Source organism: Klebsiella sp. PK01, assembly GCF_057624675.1.
In genome coordinates this window covers 489,781-506,388 of sequence record NZ_JBYEZM010000003.1, presented here as the reverse complement: position 1 = coordinate 506,388, position 16,608 = coordinate 489,781, and the positions used below count along the sequence as shown (strand labels likewise).

General features: G+C 57.5%; 13 protein-coding genes and 1 pseudogene. 8 read left to right on the top strand and 6 right to left on the bottom strand.

Translation table 11 applies throughout. The features are described 5' to 3' along the window. Positions 1 to 10: 10 nt before the first annotated feature. Positions 11 to 1,906, top strand: coding sequence for a DNA topoisomerase IV subunit B (gene parE, locus AC22LX_RS12020; protein ID WP_015369653.1), 1,896 nt, complete (start codon positions 11 to 13; stop codon positions 1,904 to 1,906). A 64-nt stretch (positions 1,907 to 1,970) separates the two neighbouring features. On the opposite strand, the gene AC22LX_RS12015 is transcribed toward parE, so the two are convergent. The 4 genes from AC22LX_RS12015 to qseB all read right to left on the bottom strand — a co-directional run bounded on the left by AC22LX_RS12015 (position 1,971) and on the right by qseB (position 5,060). Next, positions 1,971 to 2,285, bottom strand: a complete 315-nt coding sequence (locus tag AC22LX_RS12015; RefSeq protein WP_015369654.1) for a putative quinol monooxygenase — start codon at positions 2,283 to 2,285, stop codon at positions 1,971 to 1,973. Positions 2,286 to 2,366: 81 nt separating this feature from the next. Then, on the bottom strand, positions 2,367 to 2,948 hold the full coding sequence (locus AC22LX_RS12010) for an NAD(P)H-dependent oxidoreductase (RefSeq protein WP_020077910.1): 582 nt from the start codon (positions 2,946 to 2,948) through the stop codon (positions 2,367 to 2,369). 106 nt (positions 2,949 to 3,054) lie between these two features. Beyond that, positions 3,055 to 4,404 carry a quorum sensing histidine kinase QseC gene (gene qseC / locus AC22LX_RS12005; RefSeq protein WP_047043041.1) on the bottom strand — a complete coding sequence of 450 codons (1,350 nt, stop codon included), beginning with the start codon at positions 4,402 to 4,404 and terminating at the stop codon, positions 3,055 to 3,057. After that, the gene (gene qseB, locus AC22LX_RS12000) at positions 4,401 to 5,060 is read right to left on the bottom strand and encodes a quorum sensing response regulator transcription factor QseB (protein WP_032712534.1); all 660 of its coding nucleotides are present in this window, start codon (positions 5,058 to 5,060) and stop codon (positions 4,401 to 4,403) included. Before qseB ends, qseC begins: the two co-directional genes overlap by 4 nt. A gap of 150 nt (positions 5,061 to 5,210) precedes the next feature. On the opposite strand from qseB, the gene AC22LX_RS11995 reads away from it, so the two are divergent. The 7 genes and pseudogenes from AC22LX_RS11995 (at position 5,211) to AC22LX_RS11965 (ending at position 14,250) form a co-directional block, all read left to right on the top strand. Next, positions 5,211 to 5,606, top strand: a complete 396-nt coding sequence (locus AC22LX_RS11995; protein WP_045392168.1) for a YgiW/YdeI family stress tolerance OB fold protein — start codon at positions 5,211 to 5,213, stop codon at positions 5,604 to 5,606. Positions 5,607 to 5,683: 77 nt separating this feature from the next. Next, positions 5,684 to 6,553 (top strand): AraC family transcriptional regulator, encoded by an 870-nt coding sequence (locus tag AC22LX_RS11990; RefSeq protein ID WP_045392165.1) that lies wholly within the window; start codon positions 5,684 to 5,686, stop codon positions 6,551 to 6,553. A gap of 121 nt (positions 6,554 to 6,674) precedes the next feature. Then, complete coding sequence (gene parC, locus AC22LX_RS11985) at positions 6,675 to 8,933, top strand: DNA topoisomerase IV subunit A (RefSeq protein ID WP_045392162.1); 2,259 nt, start codon at positions 6,675 to 6,677, stop codon at positions 8,931 to 8,933. 186 nt (positions 8,934 to 9,119) lie between these two features. Further along, the gene (gene plsC / locus AC22LX_RS11980; protein ID WP_045377717.1) at positions 9,120 to 9,857 is read left to right on the top strand and encodes a 1-acylglycerol-3-phosphate O-acyltransferase; all 738 of its coding nucleotides are present in this window, start codon (positions 9,120 to 9,122) and stop codon (positions 9,855 to 9,857) included. Between the two features lie 83 nt (positions 9,858 to 9,940). Further along, positions 9,941 to 11,353 (top strand): cell division protein FtsP, encoded by a 1,413-nt coding sequence (ftsP, locus tag AC22LX_RS11975; RefSeq protein ID WP_045392156.1) that lies wholly within the window; start codon positions 9,941 to 9,943, stop codon positions 11,351 to 11,353. 33 nt (positions 11,354 to 11,386) lie between these two features. Continuing rightward, positions 11,387 to 13,691: pseudogene (locus AC22LX_RS11970) on the top strand (YgiQ family radical SAM protein); the annotation flags it as partial. 31 nt (positions 13,692 to 13,722) lie between these two features. After that, a complete protein-coding gene (locus AC22LX_RS11965) occupies positions 13,723 to 14,250 on the top strand; it encodes a GNAT family N-acetyltransferase (RefSeq protein ID WP_049059497.1) in 528 nt (175 codons plus the stop codon). 34 nt (positions 14,251 to 14,284) lie between these two features. Here the strand turns inward: AC22LX_RS11965 and dkgA are convergent, their stop codons facing one another. Both dkgA and yqhD read right to left on the bottom strand, forming a co-directional pair. Beyond that, positions 14,285 to 15,112, bottom strand: a complete 828-nt coding sequence (gene dkgA / locus AC22LX_RS11960; protein WP_015369664.1) for a 2,5-didehydrogluconate reductase DkgA — start codon at positions 15,110 to 15,112, stop codon at positions 14,285 to 14,287. A 144-nt stretch (positions 15,113 to 15,256) separates the two neighbouring features. Further along, positions 15,257 to 16,420, bottom strand: coding sequence for an alcohol dehydrogenase (yqhD, locus tag AC22LX_RS11955; protein ID WP_047043028.1), 1,164 nt, complete (start codon positions 16,418 to 16,420; stop codon positions 15,257 to 15,259). Positions 16,421 to 16,608: the final 188 nt, after the last annotated feature.

The window sequence follows — 16,608 nt, the reverse complement described above, 5'->3', positions numbered from 1 at the left end:
AATACACACCATGACGCAATCTTCATATAACGCTGATGCCATTGAGGTACTCACCGGGCTTGAGCCGGTTCGCCGCCGCCCGGGAATGTACACCGACACAACCCGTCCTAACCATCTTGGTCAGGAAGTTATTGATAACAGTGTGGATGAAGCACTGGCCGGTCACGCCAAACGCGTGGAGGTCATCCTTCATGCCGATCAATCGTTGGAAGTCATTGACGACGGACGCGGGATGCCGGTTGATATCCACCCGGAAGAAGGGGTTCCGGCGGTTGAGCTGATCCTTTGTCGGCTGCACGCGGGCGGTAAGTTTTCTAACAAAAACTACCAGTTCTCCGGCGGCCTCCATGGGGTAGGGATCTCGGTCGTCAACGCCTTGTCTAAACGCGTGGAAGTCAACGTGCGCCGCGATGGCCAGGTCTACAGCATCGCCTTTGAGAACGGGGAAAAAGTTGAAGACCTGCGCGTCACCGGCACCTGCGGTAAACGCAACACCGGGACCAGCGTCCATTTCTGGCCGGATGAAAGCTTCTTCGATAGCCCGCGTTTCTCCGTCTCGCGGCTAACTCACCTGCTAAAAGCGAAAGCGGTGCTGTGCCCGGGCGTGGAAATTGTTTTCCGCGACCAGGTGAACAACAGCGAACAGCGCTGGTGTTATGCGGACGGCCTTAATGATTATCTGTGCGAGGCGGTCAACGGCCTGCCGCTGCTGCCGGAAAAACCGTTTGTCGGTAACTTCTCCGGCGAAACGGAAGCGGTGGATTGGGCGCTGCTGTGGCTGCCGGAAGGCGGCGAACTGCTGACTGAAAGCTACGTCAACCTGATCCCGACCATGCAGGGCGGTACCCACGTTAACGGTCTGCGTCAGGGTCTGCTCGACGCGATGCGCGAGTTCTGCGAATACCGCAATATCCTGCCGCGCGGCGTGAAGCTGTCGGCGGAAGATATCTGGGATCGCTGCGCGTACGTACTGTCGGTGAAGATGCAGGATCCGCAGTTCGCCGGGCAGACGAAAGAACGTCTGTCGTCGCGTCAGTGCGCGGCATTCGTCTCCGGGGTGGTTAAAGACGCCTTCAGCCTGTGGCTGAATCAGAACGTACAGGCGGCGGAGCTGCTGGCGGAAATGGCCATTTCCAGCGCCCAGCGCCGCCTGCGCGCCGCCAAGAAAGTTGTGCGCAAAAAGCTCACCAGCGGCCCGGCGCTGCCGGGTAAGCTGGCGGACTGCACCGCGCAGGACCTGAACCGCACCGAACTGTTCCTCGTCGAAGGGGACTCGGCGGGCGGTTCGGCGAAACAGGCGCGCGACCGTGAATATCAGGCGATCATGCCGCTTAAAGGCAAGATCCTGAATACCTGGGAAGTCTCTTCCGATGAAGTTCTCGCTTCGCAAGAGGTGCACGACATTTCGGTGGCGATTGGTATCGACCCGGATAGCGATGATTTAAGCCAGCTGCGTTACGGTAAAATCTGTATTCTCGCCGATGCCGACTCGGATGGTCTGCACATCGCTACCCTGCTGTGCGCGCTGTTCGTGAAGCATTTCCGTACCCTGGTGAAAGAGGGGCACGTGTACGTCGCGCTGCCGCCGCTGTATCGTATCGACCTGGGTAAAGAGGTTTACTACGCGCTGACGGAAGAAGAAAAAGCCGGCGTGCTGGAGCAGTTGAAGCGTAAGAAAGGCAAGCCGAACGTACAGCGCTTTAAAGGGCTGGGCGAGATGAACCCGATGCAGCTACGTGAAACCACGCTCGACCCGAATACCCGCCGCCTGGTGCAGCTCATCATCACCGATGAAGACGAGCAGCAAACGACCGCGGTGATGGATATGCTGTTGGCCAAGAAGCGTTCGGAAGACCGCCGCAACTGGCTGCAGGAAAAAGGCGATATGGCGGATCTCGAAGCCTGAGCCGACGTCAGCCGCCAGATACGAAAAAGGGAGCCCCAGGCTCCCTTTTTTGCTTTTGCCGGGCTTATACGCCAGCCTGCAAAATGCGGATGCTGGTTTCCAGCACGTCGCCTTTTACCGCTTCGGCGTAAGCCTTCATGTGCGGCGTTTGCAGATGCGCTTCGAGATGCGCGACGCTTTCCCACTGCTCGACCATGACGATCGAATCCGGGGCGGAGGTCTGGAAACTCACGCCGGCGGCGTGGTCAACCAGCGGCGCGTAGCCGTGGCAACCCTCTTCCTGCAGTACCACAGGGACAATTTTAGCGAACTGATCCAGTACCGCCTGACGGTGGTGCTGGCCCGGACGGGTACGAATTTCGGCAATCACTGTTAACATGGTTAACTCAACTCCTTCTGTGTGTTAACTCGCCATACTTCAAGGTTAGTGACTTGAATAACAGCGAGTGTAGACATCTAGTTAACCAAAAATCTCGGCCAGATGCTTGCGATATTCTGCGATGACGTGTGGAACGTCAGGCATTTTAATCACGTCGTTGGCGATAAAGGTCGGCATCGCGCTCATGCCAAGGAACTGATTGGCTTTGTGGAACGGCAGGTAAACGCCATCAACGCCGACGCCGTGGAAGAACTGATCTTTATCGGTGAAAGCTTCCATCGGCGCGTTCCAGGTCAACGACAGCATATACTGTTTGCCCTGAATCAACCCGCCGGAGCCATATTTTTTGCTGTCATCGGAGCGGGTACGGCCATCGCTGGCGTACAGAGAACCATGGCCTTCGGTGAAGACGTCATCCATGTACTTTTTCACGGTCCACGGCGCGCCCATCCACCAGCCCGGCATCTGCCAGATAACCACATCGGCCCACAGGAAATTCTGCACTTCTTCTTTTACATCGTACTCGCTTTCCGCGCGGACGATTTTAACATCATGCCCGACGTCGCGCAGATAACCATCCGCGACCTCGGTCAGGGTGTCGTTTAATTGGCCATTAGAGTGAGCGAATTTTTTCGCCCCGTTGATAATCAGGATGTTGCTCATTTTTTGCCCTCAACCTATTAAATTTGTCGGCAATTTTACCCCGCGAAGCGGGGCAGTAAAATGAGCAAAATGTGCAAAGTCTTTTGCATTTTTGGCAATAATGAGGCTACCAGTAAACGCGTGCCTCGAAGCCGCCGTCCGGCGCGTTAGCAAAATCAACCCGCATACCGTGCAGCGAGGCGATGCGGCGAACGATCGATAAGCCTAATCCGCTGCCGGGGGCGTCCTGGCCCGGCGGGCGATAAAAACGCTCGCCAATGCGCGCCAGGGCTTGCGGACTAATGCCTGGACCATTGTCGCGAACCCGGAACTCGCGGGCGGAAAGCGTGATATCCACCCGGCTACCGCGCGGGCTATAGCGCACGGCATTATCCAGCAGATTGCGTACCAGCAGGCTGAGCAGCAGCGGCTGGCCGGTACGGACGATATTGCTGGCATTCAGATGCAGGCGTAGCTCAATGGCGGACTGCTGGGCGTGGTGATACATCTCCATCACCGCCGACTGCAGCAGGTCGTCGATGGCGACCGGCTGCACGTCATCCAGTTGCGCGAGAGAATCCAGACGCGACAGCGTAAGTAATTGATCGACCAGCCGAGTGGCGCGGTCGATGCCCTGATGTAATTGCGCCAACGCTTTATCCCGGCCTTCGGGATCGTCCATCGAAAGCTGGGCGACTTCGGTTTGCACCTTCAGCGCCGCCAGCGGGCTGCGCAACTCGTGGGCGGCATCAGAGGTAAAACGGCGCTCGCGCAGCATGGTTTCGTGGGTACGGCTGAATAGCTGATTCAGGGCATCGACCAGCGGGCGAACTTCCGAAGGGATTTTGTCGTCCGACAGACGTTCCGCCGAGTCCGGCGCGCGCTGGCGCAGGGTTCGAGCCAGTTTCTTCAACGGCGCCAGCTCGCGGCTTAATAGCACAATGAGTAACAGGAACATCAGCGGCAGCGCGACCAGCCACGGCGTGAGCTGCGAGGTGACGATATCCACCGCCATCTCCCGGCGATAATCCCACTCCTGACCGACGGCGATACGATGTCGGCCATCGGCGGTGGTCAACCACAAGAAGCGCCATTCGTCGTCATCGCCGCGCAGATAGCCGTCACTGAAGCCTTCGCGTTGCGATCCCCATTGAATATCTTCGCCGTTTTCACCATCGTTGAGCACCATTTTCCCGTCGCGGGTGAAGATAGCGAAGGCCAGCGCGTCATCATCAAGATGGCCGTGTTTAACTTTTTTCTTTTCGCGGATTTGCGTCGGTCGCGCCTGTAGCTCCTCGACATTCATCGCGCTCAGGCGGCGGGCGAAGAGCAGTTGTTGGGTATCAAACAGCTTATCCAGCTTTTCGCTGGTCTGCTGCCAGGCGATCACGCAGGCGATCCCCCAGGCGGCGCTGGTCAGCAGGACAAACAGCAGCGTCAGTCGCAGGCGCAGGCTTAAACGGGCGAGTCGTTTCATGCGTCACCCAGGGTATAGCCGATGCCGTGCACGGTGCGGATAAAACCGCTGCCGAGTTTGCGGCGCAGATGATGAACGTGTACTTCCACGGCGTTGCTGGAGACCTCGTCGTCCCAGTTATAGAGCTTTTCCTCGATAAGCTTACGCGGCAATACGCGCCCGGCGTTGCGCATAAGCAGTTCCAGCAGGGCGAACTCCTTCGGCTTCAGCGCCAGGCTTTCGCCGTCGAGGCTGGCGGTTAAGCGGTTTGGATCGAGGCTCACCTTGCCGTGGCGTAGCTCGCTGCTGCTCTGGCCGTGAGCGCGGCGGATCAGCGCTTCGAGACGCGCCGCCACCTCAATCAGGGCGAAGGGTTTACACAGATAGTCATCGGCGCCGAGCTGTAGCCCTTCAACCCGCTGGCTCAGCGCGTCGCGGGCGGTGAGGATCAGCACGGGTTCATTACGGCCTTTATCACGCCATTCGCGCAGAATATCGAGGCCGTCAATGCCGGGGAGGGTAAGGTCAAGTATCGCGGCGTCGTAAGGGGCGCTATATAAGGCATTTTTACCCTCCTGGCCTGCGGTAAACCAGTCGATGCTGAAGCCCATTTTGCTCAGCCCGGCTTTGATGCCGTCGCCGATCAGTTTGTCATCTTCTACCAATAATATGCGCATGTTTCCCTCCGCCGATCCCGTTTCTTTGCGCAGTAAACCGCGTTGAAGCAGGGGATGTACAGCATTAAAATTTCTTTTTTCCGCTTAAGAAGTCGTTAAGTTTTGTCAGGCGTAATAGGAGCCATACCAACACAAAAGGGAGAATATAAGATGAAAAAAATTGCTGCGATGACCGCGATTATTGCTTTGGTTTCCATGCCGGTACTGGCCGCCGGGCAGGGTGGCTTCACCGGGCCGTCGACTACCACTACCACGCAGGCCGGCGGCTTCACCGGGCCGAGCGGCGCGGTGACCACCGTGGCGAACGCCAAGTCGCTGCGTGATGACACCTGGGTGACCCTGCGCGGTAAAATCGTCGAGCGCATCTCTGATGACCTGTATAAATTCCAGGATGCCTCCGGCGTGGTGAACGTCGATATCGACCACAAGCGCTGGAACGGCGTCACCGTCGGCCCGCAGGATACGGTAGAAATTCAGGGTGAAGTCGATAAAGACTGGAACTCGGTCGAGATCGACGTGAAGCAGATCCGTAAAATCACGCCATAATGCCCGCGCCAGAGTGCGCAAGATCGGTCAGGAATCGCTATCCTCGCTCTGGCAGAGTGTGTCGCGTGGAGGAGACGATGAACGATATTAAGGCCAGCCCGGCGTACGTCGGGCGTTTTCAGCGAGTCTGTTTGTACATTGAGAACCATCTTGATGAGCCGCTAACGCTGGAGGCGCTGAGCGCGATTGCGTATAGCTCGCCTTACCATTTTCACCGGCAATTTAGCGCGTATACCGGCGTTCCGCTGTACCGGTATATTCAGTGGTTACGCCTGCGGCGCGCCTGTTGGCGCCTGGCTTTCAACCCGCAGGATAAAATCATCGATATTGCCCTTGATGCCGGATTTCAAAATTCGGAGTCGTTCAGTCGCGCCTTCCGTACCGCGTTTGATCAAAGCCCGACTCAGTTCCGTCAGCGACCGGATTGGGGCGAGTGGCATCGGCGCGTACCGAAACATACGCTACAGGAGCAAACTTCGATGGACGTCAACATTATTCAATTTCCAGCCACAAGGATCGCTGTATTGCAACATCGCGGGAGCCCGGACCTGGTCAACGCCACCGCCGCGCGTTTTATCGCATGGCGCAAAACGAGCGGGCTGTCGCCAGTCGCCACCAGCGAAACCTGGGGCATTGCCTGGGACGATCCGCAAACAACGCCAGGCGACGCGTTTCGTTTTGATATCTGCGGCACCGTTGAGCAACCGATTCGCGAAAACGCGTTTGGCGTGATTAACGGCGAGATCCCGGCAGGCCGTTGCGCAGTGGCCCGCCATCACGGTTCGCTGGACACGCTGGCGCAAAGCGTCTGGTTTCTCTATCGCGACTGGCTGCCCGCCTCCGGGGAGACGCTAAGGGATTTTCCGGTGTACTTCCGCTACCTCAATTTTGTGCATGAAGTTGGCGAGCATGAACTCCGCACCGATATTTATTTACCGTTAGCCTGATTGATATCCTCATCCTCTTTAACCGATCTCACTTCCTGTGACTCAGGGCGTGAGATCGGGTATTATCGCGGGTAGTTTTGCCGCCGCAATGGCCGCGTCCCAGATTGAGGATCCACGATTAATGAGCGATATGGCAGAGCGCCTCGCGCTACATGAATTCACGGAAAATGCCTACCTGAACTACTCCATGTACGTCATCATGGACAGGGCATTGCCGTTTATTGGCGATGGCTTAAAGCCGGTTCAGCGCCGCATTGTCTATGCAATGTCCGAGCTGGGCCTGAACGCCAGCGCCAAGTTCAAAAAATCCGCCCGCACCGTCGGCGACGTACTGGGTAAATATCACCCGCACGGCGACAGCGCCTGCTATGAAGCGATGGTGCTGATGGCGCAACCTTTCTCTTACCGCTATCCGCTGGTGGACGGGCAGGGGAACTGGGGGGCGCCGGACGATCCGAAATCCTTCGCGGCGATGCGTTACACCGAATCCCGTCTGTCGAAATACGCCGAGCTGCTGCTCAGTGAGCTCGGCCAGGGCACCGTCGATTGGGTACCGAACTTTGACGGTACGCTGCAGGAGCCGAAAATGCTGCCTGCGCGTCTGCCGAACATTCTGCTGAACGGCACCACCGGCATCGCCGTTGGTATGGCCACCGATATCCCGCCGCACAACCTGCGTGAAGTGGCGCAGGCGGCGATTACGCTGCTGGAAAAACCGAAAACCACCCTCGATGAGCTGCTGGATATCGTGCAGGGGCCGGACTACCCGACCGAAGCGGAAATCATTACCCCGCGCGCGGAAATTCGCAAAATCTACCAGAACGGCCGCGGTTCGGTGCGCATGCGCGCCGTGTGGGCGAAAGAAGACGGCGCGGTGGTGATTAGCGCGCTGCCGCATCAGGTGTCCGGCGCGCGCGTGCTGGAGCAGATCGCCGCGCAGATGCGTAACAAAAAGCTGCCGATGGTTGATGACCTGCGTGATGAGTCGGATCATGAAAACCCGACCCGTCTGGTGATCGTGCCGCGTTCCAACCGCGTGGATATGGAGCAGGTGATGAACCACCTGTTCGCCACCACCGATCTGGAAAAGAGCTACCGCATCAACCTCAACATGATCGGCCTGGACAACCGTCCGGCGGTGAAAAACCTGCTTGAAATCCTGACGGAGTGGTTGACCTTCCGTCGTGATACCGTGCGTAACCGCCTGAACTACCGTCTGGAAAAAGTCCTCAAGCGCCTGCACATCCTCGAAGGTTTGCTGGTCGCTTTCCTCAACATTGATGAAGTGATTGAGATAATCCGCCACGAAGATGAACCGAAGCCGGCGCTGATTGCCCGCTTCGGCATCAGCGAAACCCAGGCGGAAGCGATTCTGGAATTAAAACTGCGTCATCTCGCCAGGCTGGAAGAGATGAAGATCCGCGGCGAGCAGAGCGAGCTGGAAAAAGAGCGCGATCAGCTGCAGGCGATTCTGGCGTCTGAGCGCAAGATGAATAACCTGCTGAAGAAAGAGCTGCAGGCCGATGCCGATACCTTCGGCGACGATCGCCGTTCGCCGCTGCGCGAGCGCGAAGAAGCGAAGGCGATGAGCGAGCACGATATGCTGCCGTCCGAGCCGGTCACTATCGTTCTGTCGCAGATGGGCTGGGTGCGTAGCGCCAAAGGTCACGATATCGATGCGCAGGGGCTGAGCTACAAAGCCGGCGATGGCTGGAAAGCGTCGGTGAAAGGCAAGAGCAACCAGCCGGTGGTATTCATTGATACCACCGGGCGCAGCTATGCCATTGACCCGATTACGCTGCCTTCCGCCCGCGGCCAGGGCGAACCGGTCACCGGTAAAGTGACGCTGCCGCCGGGCGCGAGCGTAGAACATATGCTGATGGAGGCAGACGATCAGAAGCTGCTGATGGCTTCCGATGCCGGCTACGGTTTCGTCTGTACCTTCAACGACCTGGTGGCGCGCAACCGCGCCGGTAAAGCGCTGATTACGCTGCCGGAGAACGCGCATGTCATGCCGCCGCTGGTCATTGAAGACGATGCCGATATGCTGTTGGCGATCACCAACGCCGGGCGCATGCTGATGTTCCCGGTGAGCGACCTGCCGCAGCTGTCGAAAGGCAAAGGCAACAAGATTATCAACATTCCGTCGGCGGAAGCCGCCTCCGGCCAGGATGGGCTGGCGCATCTGTTTGTCCTGCCGCCGCAGAGCACGCTGACTATCCACGTCGGCAAGCGTAAGATCAAACTGCGTCCGGAAGAGCTGCAAAAAGTCACCGGCGAGCGCGGTCGTCGCGGTTCGCTGATGCGCGGCCTGCAAAAAATCGACCGCGTGGAGATCGACTCCCCGCGCCGCGCCTCGGCTGGCGACAGCGAAGAGTAAGACCCGCATCCTTCACCTGGCTGGAGGATGCGAAAATTTGCCGCAAAATCGTTGTTTATTCAGGCATTGCGATTAACATGTCCTCCAGGGGCGGAGATTTTCCGCCCCGCGTTGAGAGGGCTGCGGTGTCCTGAACCTGTTATTCTACAGGGATAACGCTAAGCGGTTTGGGTTTCAGAGGAAGCTATGTTATTTATTTTTCGACTAATTTTTGTTGTCATTTATTGCATCGTGGTGTGCATATTTGGCAGTCTTTACTGCTTGTTCAGCCCGCGCAACCCTAAGCACGTCGCGACGTTTGGTCATCTGTTTGGCCGACTGTCCCCGGTATTCGGCCTGAAAGTCGAGCTGCGTAAGCCTGCGGACGCGGAAAGCTACGGCAATGCGATCTACATCGCTAACCACCAGAACAACTATGATATGGTGACAGCGTCGAACATCGTGCAGCCGCCGACGGTTACCGTGGGTAAAAAAAGCCTGTTGTGGATCCCGTTCTTTGGCCAGCTTTACTGGCTGACGGGCAACCTGCTGATTGATCGCAATAACCGAACCAAAGCGCACGGCACTATTGCTGAAGTGGTGAATGCGTTTAAAAAGCGTAAAATTTCGTTCTGGATGTTCCCGGAAGGAACCCGCAGCCGCGGCCGTGGTCTGCTGCCCTTTAAAACCGGCGCGTTCCACGCGGCTATCGCCGCTGGCGTGCCGATTATTCCAGTATGCGTGTCGAATACATCGAACAAAATTAAACTCAATCGCTGGAACAACGGTCTGGTGATTGTCGAGATGCTGCCGCCGGTCGATACCAGCCAGTTTGGTAAAGATAACGTGCGCGCGCTGGCGACACACTGCCGCGAGCTGATGTCCGCTAAAATCGCCGAGCTGGATAAAGAAGTGGCCGAGCGCGAAGCGGCTGGAAAGAAATAATACAGGAAACGCCGCGAACGCGAGCGTATTGCTGGCGGGAAACGAATTCCCTTTTTGCATTGTCAGTATTTCATGGAGTTAATATGTCACTCAGTCGGCGTCAGTTTATTAAGGCTTCAGGTGTAGCGCTGTGCGCGGGCGCCGCGCCGCTGAAGGCTCATGCCGCCGGCCAGCAGCCGGCGCTCCCCATACCGCCTCTGCTGGAATCCCGTCGCGGTCAGCCGCTGTTTCTGACCCTGCAACGTTCCCACTGGTCATTCACCCAGGGCACGCGCGCGCCGGTATGGGGCATCAATGGCCGCTACCTGGGGCCGACCATTCGCGTCTGGAATGGCGATGACGTCAAACTTATCTACAGTAACCGCCTGACCGAAAACGTCGCCATGACGATTCGCGGCCTGCAGGTGCCGGGGCCGCTGATTGGCGGCGCGGCGCGCATGATGTCGCCGAATGCGGATTGGGCGCCGGTGCTGCCGATCCGCCAGGGCGCGGCCACGCTGTGGTATCAGGCGAATACCCCGAACCGGATGGCGAAACAGGTTTACAACGGTCTGGCGGGAATGTGGCTGGTGGAAGACGAGGTCAGCAAAAACCTGCCGATCCCAAACCACTACGGCGTTGATGACTTCCCGGTGATTATTCAGGATAAGCGGCTGGATAACTTCGGCACCCCGGAATATAGCGAACCGGGCAGCGGCGGCTTCGTTGGCGATACCCTGTTGGTCAACGGCGCGCAGGGGCCGTATGTCGAAGTCTCTCGCGGCTGGGTACGACTGCGTTTGCTGAATGCGTCTAACTCGCGCCGCTATCAGTTGCAGATGAGCGATGGTCGTCTGCTGCACGTTATCTCAGGCGATCAGGGCTTCCTGCCGGCGCCGGTCTCACTTAAGCAATTGTCGCTGGCCCCCGGCGAGCGGCGAGAAATTCTGGTGGATATGACCAACGGCGATGAAGTGTCGATTACCTGCGGCGAAGCGGCGAGCATCGTCGACCGTATCCGCGGTTTCTTCGAGCCGTCGAGCATTTTGATCTCCACGCTGGTGCTGACGCTGCGTCCGACCGGCCTGCTGCCGCTGGTTACCGATAGCCTGCCGGTGCGGCTGCTGCCGACCGAGCTGCTCTCCGGCACGCCGCTGCGCAGCCGCGATATTACGCTCGGCGACGACCCCGGCATCAATGGCCAACTGTGGGATCCGCAGCGTATTGATATCACCGCCCAGCAGGGTACCTGGGAGCGCTGGACCGTGCGCGCCGACCGCCCGCAGTCGTTCCATATTGAAGGCGTGATGTTCCAGATCCGTAACGTTAATGGAACGATGCCGTTCCCGGAAGATCGAGGCTGGAAAGATACCGTATGGATCGACGGGCAGGTGGAACTGCTGGTTTATTATAACCAGCCTTCCTGGCCGCACTTCCCATTCCAGTACCTGAGCCAGACGCTGGAGCTCGCCGACCGCGGCTCGATTGGCCAGATTCTGGTGAATCCGGCGCCATAATATCCGCAACCCTGGCCGCAACACGGTCAGGGTTTGAGAAAATCCTCCTTCATTTCCACTATCATTCCGGCTTATAATCCACGCCCTTTTGGTTATTTTTTTATCATTTTCCCCGGAAGCAATATGAGCGCAATATCCCTGATCCAGCCGGATCGTGACCTATTTTCCTGGCCGCAATACTGGGCTGCCTGTTTTGGCCCTGCGCCATTTTTACCAATGTCGCGTGAAGAGATGGATCAACTTGGCTGGGATAGCTGCGACATTATTCTGGTGACCGGCGACGCCTACGTCGACCATCCAAGCTTCGGCATGGCTATCTGCGGCCGTATGCTGGAAGCGCAGGGCTTCCGCGTAGGGATCATCTCCCAGCCGGACTGGAACAGCAAAGAAGACTTCATGCGCCTGGGTAAGCCGAATCTGTTCTTCGGCGTGACCGCGGGCAATATGGACTCAATGATCAACCGCTATACCGCCGACCGTAAGCTGCGCCATGACGACGCCTATACCGCCGGCAACGTCGCGGGTAAGCGCCCGGACCGCGCGACGCTGGTTTATACCCAGCGCTGTAAAGAGGCATGGAAAGACGTGCCGGTGATCCTCGGCGGTATTGAGGCCAGCCTGCGCCGGACCGCGCACTACGATTATTGGTCCGATACCGTGCGCCGCTCGGTGCTGGTGGATTCGAAAGCCGATATGCTGATGTTCGGCAACGGCGAGCGCCCGCTGGTTGAAGTGGCGCATCGTCTGGCGATGGGCGAGGACATCGGCGATATTCGCGATGTGCGTAATACCGCGATCATGGTAAAAGAGGCGCTGCCGGGCTGGAGCGGCGTTGACTCCACGCGTCTGGATACGCCGGGCAAAATCGACCCGATTCCGCATCCGTACGGTGAAGACCTGCCGTGCGCAGACAACAAACCGGTGGCGCCGAAAAAAGCCGAGGCCAAAGCCGTTGTCGTGCAGCCGCCGCGGCCAAAACCGTGGGAAAAAACCTACGTGTTGCTGCCTTCCTTTGAGAAGGTCAAAGGCGACAAAGTGCTGTACGCTCACGCGTCGCGCATTCTGCACCATGAAACCAACCCAGGCTGCGCCCGCGCGCTGATGCAAAAGCACGGCGAGCGTTATATCTGGGTTAACCCGCCGGCGATCCCGCTGTCGACTGAAGAGATGGATAGCGTCTTTGCGCTGCCGTACAAGCGTGTGCCGCATCCTTCTTATGGCGATGCGCGTATCCCGGCCTACGAGATGATTCGCTTCTCCATCAACATCATGCGCGGTTGTTTCGGCGGCTGTTCTTTCTGCTCGATCACCGAACACGAAGGGCGCATCATCCAGAGCCGCTCTGAGGATTCGATCATTAATGAAATCGAAGCGATTCGCGACACGGTTCCCGGCTTTACCGGCATTATTTCCGATCTTGGCGGCCCAACCGCCAATATGTATATGCTGCGCTGTAAATCGCCGCGCGCCGAGCAGACCTGCCGTCGTCTCTCGTGCGTCTATCCGGATATCTGCCCGCACATGGACACCAACCATGAGCCGACGATCAATCTGTACCGTCGCGCCCGCGACCTGAAAGGCATCAAGAAAATCCTTATCGCATCGGGTGTGCGTTACGACATCGCCGTAGAGGATCCGCGCTATATCAAAGAACTGGCGACCCACCACGTCGGCGGCTACCTGAAGATCGCCCCGGAGCATACCGAAGAGGGGCCGCTGTCGAAGATGATGAAGCCGGGCATGGGCAGCTATGACCGCTTTAAAGAATTGTTTGATACCTATTCGAAGCAGGCGGGTAAAGAACAGTACCTGATCCCGTACTTTATTTCCGCCCACCCCGGGACGCGCGATGAAGATATGGTGAATCTGGCGCTGTGGCTGAAGCGTCATCGCTTCCGTCTCGACCAGGTACAGAACTTCTATCCGTCGCCGCTGGCGAACTCAACCACCATGTATTACACCGGCAAGAACCCGCTGGGTAAAATCGGCTATAAGAGCGAGGACGTGGTGGTGCCGAAGGGCGATAAACAGCGCCGTCTGCATAAAGCGCTGCTGCGCTATCACGATCCGGCAAACTGGCCGCTGATCCGTCAGGCGCTGGAGGCGATGGGTAAAAAGCATCTGATTGGTTCACGCCGTGACTGCCTGGTACCGGCGCCGACGCTGGACGAGATGCGCGAAGCGCGTCGCCAGAACCGTCATACACGCCCGGCGCTGACGAAGCATACGCCGGTTGCGCATCAGCGCCAGACGCCGGCCGCTCCGGGTGCGAAAAAGCGTATTAAGCCGAAGACAGCGTCCCGCTAAGACGCTTCCCCGGCGGTTGCGATCGCGGGGGAAAGCCTTTCATATAAGGAGAGAGAACGATAATGACGCCGGTAATCCTGTCGCGACAGCAATTGGAAATGTTGTGGGAGATAGATCGCAGTGAAATTATCGACACCCTTTATAAGCTCGATAATGGCCGGCTTCAGGCGTACCCGCAATATTATGATGTGCGAGGTTGGGATCCTCACGATCGCCAGATTTATACGCCTATTCACGAGTCCTGCTACGATCGCGGCGGTATTTTTTTCGCCTTTTTCGAGCAGGATAAAATCATTGCCGCGGCGGCGATTGATACCTTGCCACGGGGTGAAAATGGCGATCTACGCCAACTGTTATTCTTTTATGTGGGCGCGGCGCAGCGCGGTCAGGGATGGGGGCCACGTCTGTTTGATTATGCGCTGCAACAGCTTCCTGCCCTTGACGCGTCCGGCCTGTATATTTCGTCCATTCCCAATAAAAGTACCGTTGATTTTTATCTTTCCCAGGGATGTCGTTTAATTGATGAGCCCGACCCGGAGCTGTTTGCGCTGGAGCCTGAGGATATCCATTTAATTTGCGAAAGCCTTTAGCGCCGCGCGGCGCTAAAGGCAAAAGTGAAGGGGATTACCCGCCGAACTGATCCGGGTCGGGGCCGAGACGTTTCCCCTGGTCCAGCTTAGCGATTTCACTGAGTTCGTCTTTGTCGAGACGGAAGTCCCAGACGTCAAAGTTTTCCGCAATACGCGATGGCGTGACGGATTTCGGGATCACCACCAGTCCGCTGTCGAGATGCCAGCGAATGACGATTTGCGCCGGCGTTTTGCCATATTTATCCGCCAGATGGTGAATAATCTTCTGATCGAAAACTCCCTTGCCGCCCTGCGCTAATGGGCTCCAGGATTCGGTCTGGATTTTGTGGGTGGCGTTCCAGGCGTGCAGCTGGCGCTGCTGCATTAACGGGTGCAGCTCAATCTGGTTGATCACCGGAGCGACGCCGGTTTCATCGATCAGCTTTTGCAGATGCGGCACCTGGAAATTACACACCCCGATGCTTTTTGCCAGCCCCTGCTGCTGCAGTTCGATCAGCGCCTGCCAGGCTTCGACGTAATGGCCTATCGCTGGCACCGGCCAGTGGATTAAATAGAGATCCACATAGTCCAGTTTCAGCTTGCTGAGGCTCTCTTTTAGCGCTTCATGCGGCCGTTTTTGATCGTCATTCCACAGTTTGGTGGTGATGAAGAGCTCATCGCGATTGACGCCCGCGCTGCTTAACGCGTTGCCGACGCCAGCCTCATTTTGGTACGCGGCGGCGGTGTCAAAAGAACGATAACCGACTTCCAGCGCCTTATGAATGGCGGAGACGACTTCCTCGTTGCCTGCTTTCCACACGCCGAGACCCAGCTGCGGCATCAGGTTGCCGTCGTGTAGTTTAATAACGGTTGGATGTGTCATGCCTTCCTCCTGTTAATGAACTCAGCGTGAAAAATCCGCCGAGGGGTAGCATTAAGTCTGGACGAAATAGCTAAAAACGGTAGTAAAAACACCTCTCCCGGACGTTTGTTTAACGTAAGGAGAGGTGAATCAGGCGGGGATAACTTAGCGGGCAGCCTCGTAAATACGGCGGCTGACGTCCAGAGTGATATCCTGATTTTCGCCAAGCTTAGTCATGCCGTGTTCTTCCAGTTTCGCCAGCAGCGCCGGGATGGAGCTACCGTCAAGACCGTAATCGGAAAGGCGAGTCGGCACGCCCATCTGCTCGAAGAAACGACGGGTTGCGGCGATAGCGGCATCGATACGTTGTTCTTCGGAACCTTCGGTAATATTCCACACGCGCTCGGCGTACTGCAGCAGCTTAGCGCGCTTGGTATCGCGTTTCTCATTCCACAGCGCCGGCAGCACGATAGCCAGCGTCTGAGCGTGATCCAGGCCGTGCATCGCCGTCAGTTCGTGGCCGAGCATGTGGGTCGCCCAGTCCTGAGGGACGCCTGCGCCGATGAGACCGTTCAATGCCTGCGTCGCCGCCCACATAATGTTGGCGCGCACGTCGTAGTTCTCCGGCTCCTGCAGCGCTTTCGGGCCATCTTCCACCAGCGTCAGCAGAATGCCTTCGGCGAAACGGTCCTGAATTTTGCCGTTTACCGGATAGGTCACGTACTGCTCAACAGTATGGACGAAAGCGTCAACGACGCCGTTAGCGACCTGGCGCGGCGGCAGGGTGTAGGTGTAAACCGGATCGAGGATTGCGAAGACCGGCTGAACGTGTTCGGACATAAACGCGCGTTTATCGCCGGTGGTTTTACGCGAGATAACCGCGCCTTTGTTTGATTCGGAACCGGTCGCCGGCAGGGTCAATACCGAGCCCATCGGAATGGCGCGAGTAATCTTGCTGCCGTAGGTTTCCAGAATTTCCCACGGATCGATATTCGCGTCATAGTGCGCGGCCGCGGCGATAAACTTGGTGCCATCAAGCACCGAACCGCCGCCAACCGCCAGCAGGAAGGTCACTTTCTCTTCGCGGGCGAGTTTTACCGCGTTCATCAGCGTTTCGTAAGACGGGTTTGGCTCAATCCCGCCGAATTCCAGCACGTCAAAGCCAGCCAGCGCGCTCAGTACCTGATCCAGTACGCCGGTTTTCTTCACGCTACCGCCGCCGTAAGTCACCAGCACGCGAGCGCCGGCTGGAATTTGTTCGCGCAGGTCGGCGATGGCGCCTTTGCCGAACAGAATGCGGGTTGGGGTATGTAAATTGAAGTTATTCATGGCTGGTGCCCTCATAAAGATGAAACTCCCGGCAGAAAGGACGACTCTCTGCCCGATGGCGGCTATTGTGTTCCTGCGCCCGTTTCCTCTCAATGCACATTCCTGCCATTGTCTTGCCCATTTCTCCATTTGGCTGGAGAAAAGGAAGGAAACTACGCACAATAAGGACGTAGAAAAATCGTCGGAGA

Bases quoted from the DNA above. Each gene is read 5' to 3' on its own strand.
- parE (WP_015369653.1), top strand. From the start codon at position 11: ATGACGCAATCTTCATATAACGCTGATGCCATTGAGGTACTCACCGGG.
- AC22LX_RS12015 (WP_015369654.1), bottom strand. From the start codon at position 2,285: ATGTTAACAGTGATTGCCGAAATTCGTACCCGTCCGGGCCAGCACCAC.
- AC22LX_RS12010 (WP_020077910.1), bottom strand. From the start codon at position 2,948: ATGAGCAACATCCTGATTATCAACGGGGCGAAAAAATTCGCTCACTCT.
- qseC (WP_047043041.1), bottom strand. From the start codon at position 4,404: ATGAAACGACTCGCCCGTTTAAGCCTGCGCCTGCGACTGACGCTGCTG.
- qseB (WP_032712534.1), bottom strand. From the start codon at position 5,060: ATGCGCATATTATTGGTAGAAGATGACAAACTGATCGGCGACGGCATC.
- AC22LX_RS11995 (WP_045392168.1), top strand. From the start codon at position 5,211: ATGAAAAAAATTGCTGCGATGACCGCGATTATTGCTTTGGTTTCCATG.
- AC22LX_RS11990 (WP_045392165.1), top strand. From the start codon at position 5,684: ATGAACGATATTAAGGCCAGCCCGGCGTACGTCGGGCGTTTTCAGCGA.
- parC (WP_045392162.1), top strand. From the start codon at position 6,675: ATGAGCGATATGGCAGAGCGCCTCGCGCTACATGAATTCACGGAAAAT.
- plsC (WP_045377717.1), top strand. From the start codon at position 9,120: ATGTTATTTATTTTTCGACTAATTTTTGTTGTCATTTATTGCATCGTG.
- ftsP (WP_045392156.1), top strand. From the start codon at position 9,941: ATGTCACTCAGTCGGCGTCAGTTTATTAAGGCTTCAGGTGTAGCGCTG.
- AC22LX_RS11965 (WP_049059497.1), top strand. From the start codon at position 13,723: ATGACGCCGGTAATCCTGTCGCGACAGCAATTGGAAATGTTGTGGGAG.
- dkgA (WP_015369664.1), bottom strand. From the start codon at position 15,112: ATGACACATCCAACCGTTATTAAACTACACGACGGCAACCTGATGCCG.
- yqhD (WP_047043028.1), bottom strand. From the start codon at position 16,420: ATGAATAACTTCAATTTACATACCCCAACCCGCATTCTGTTCGGCAAA.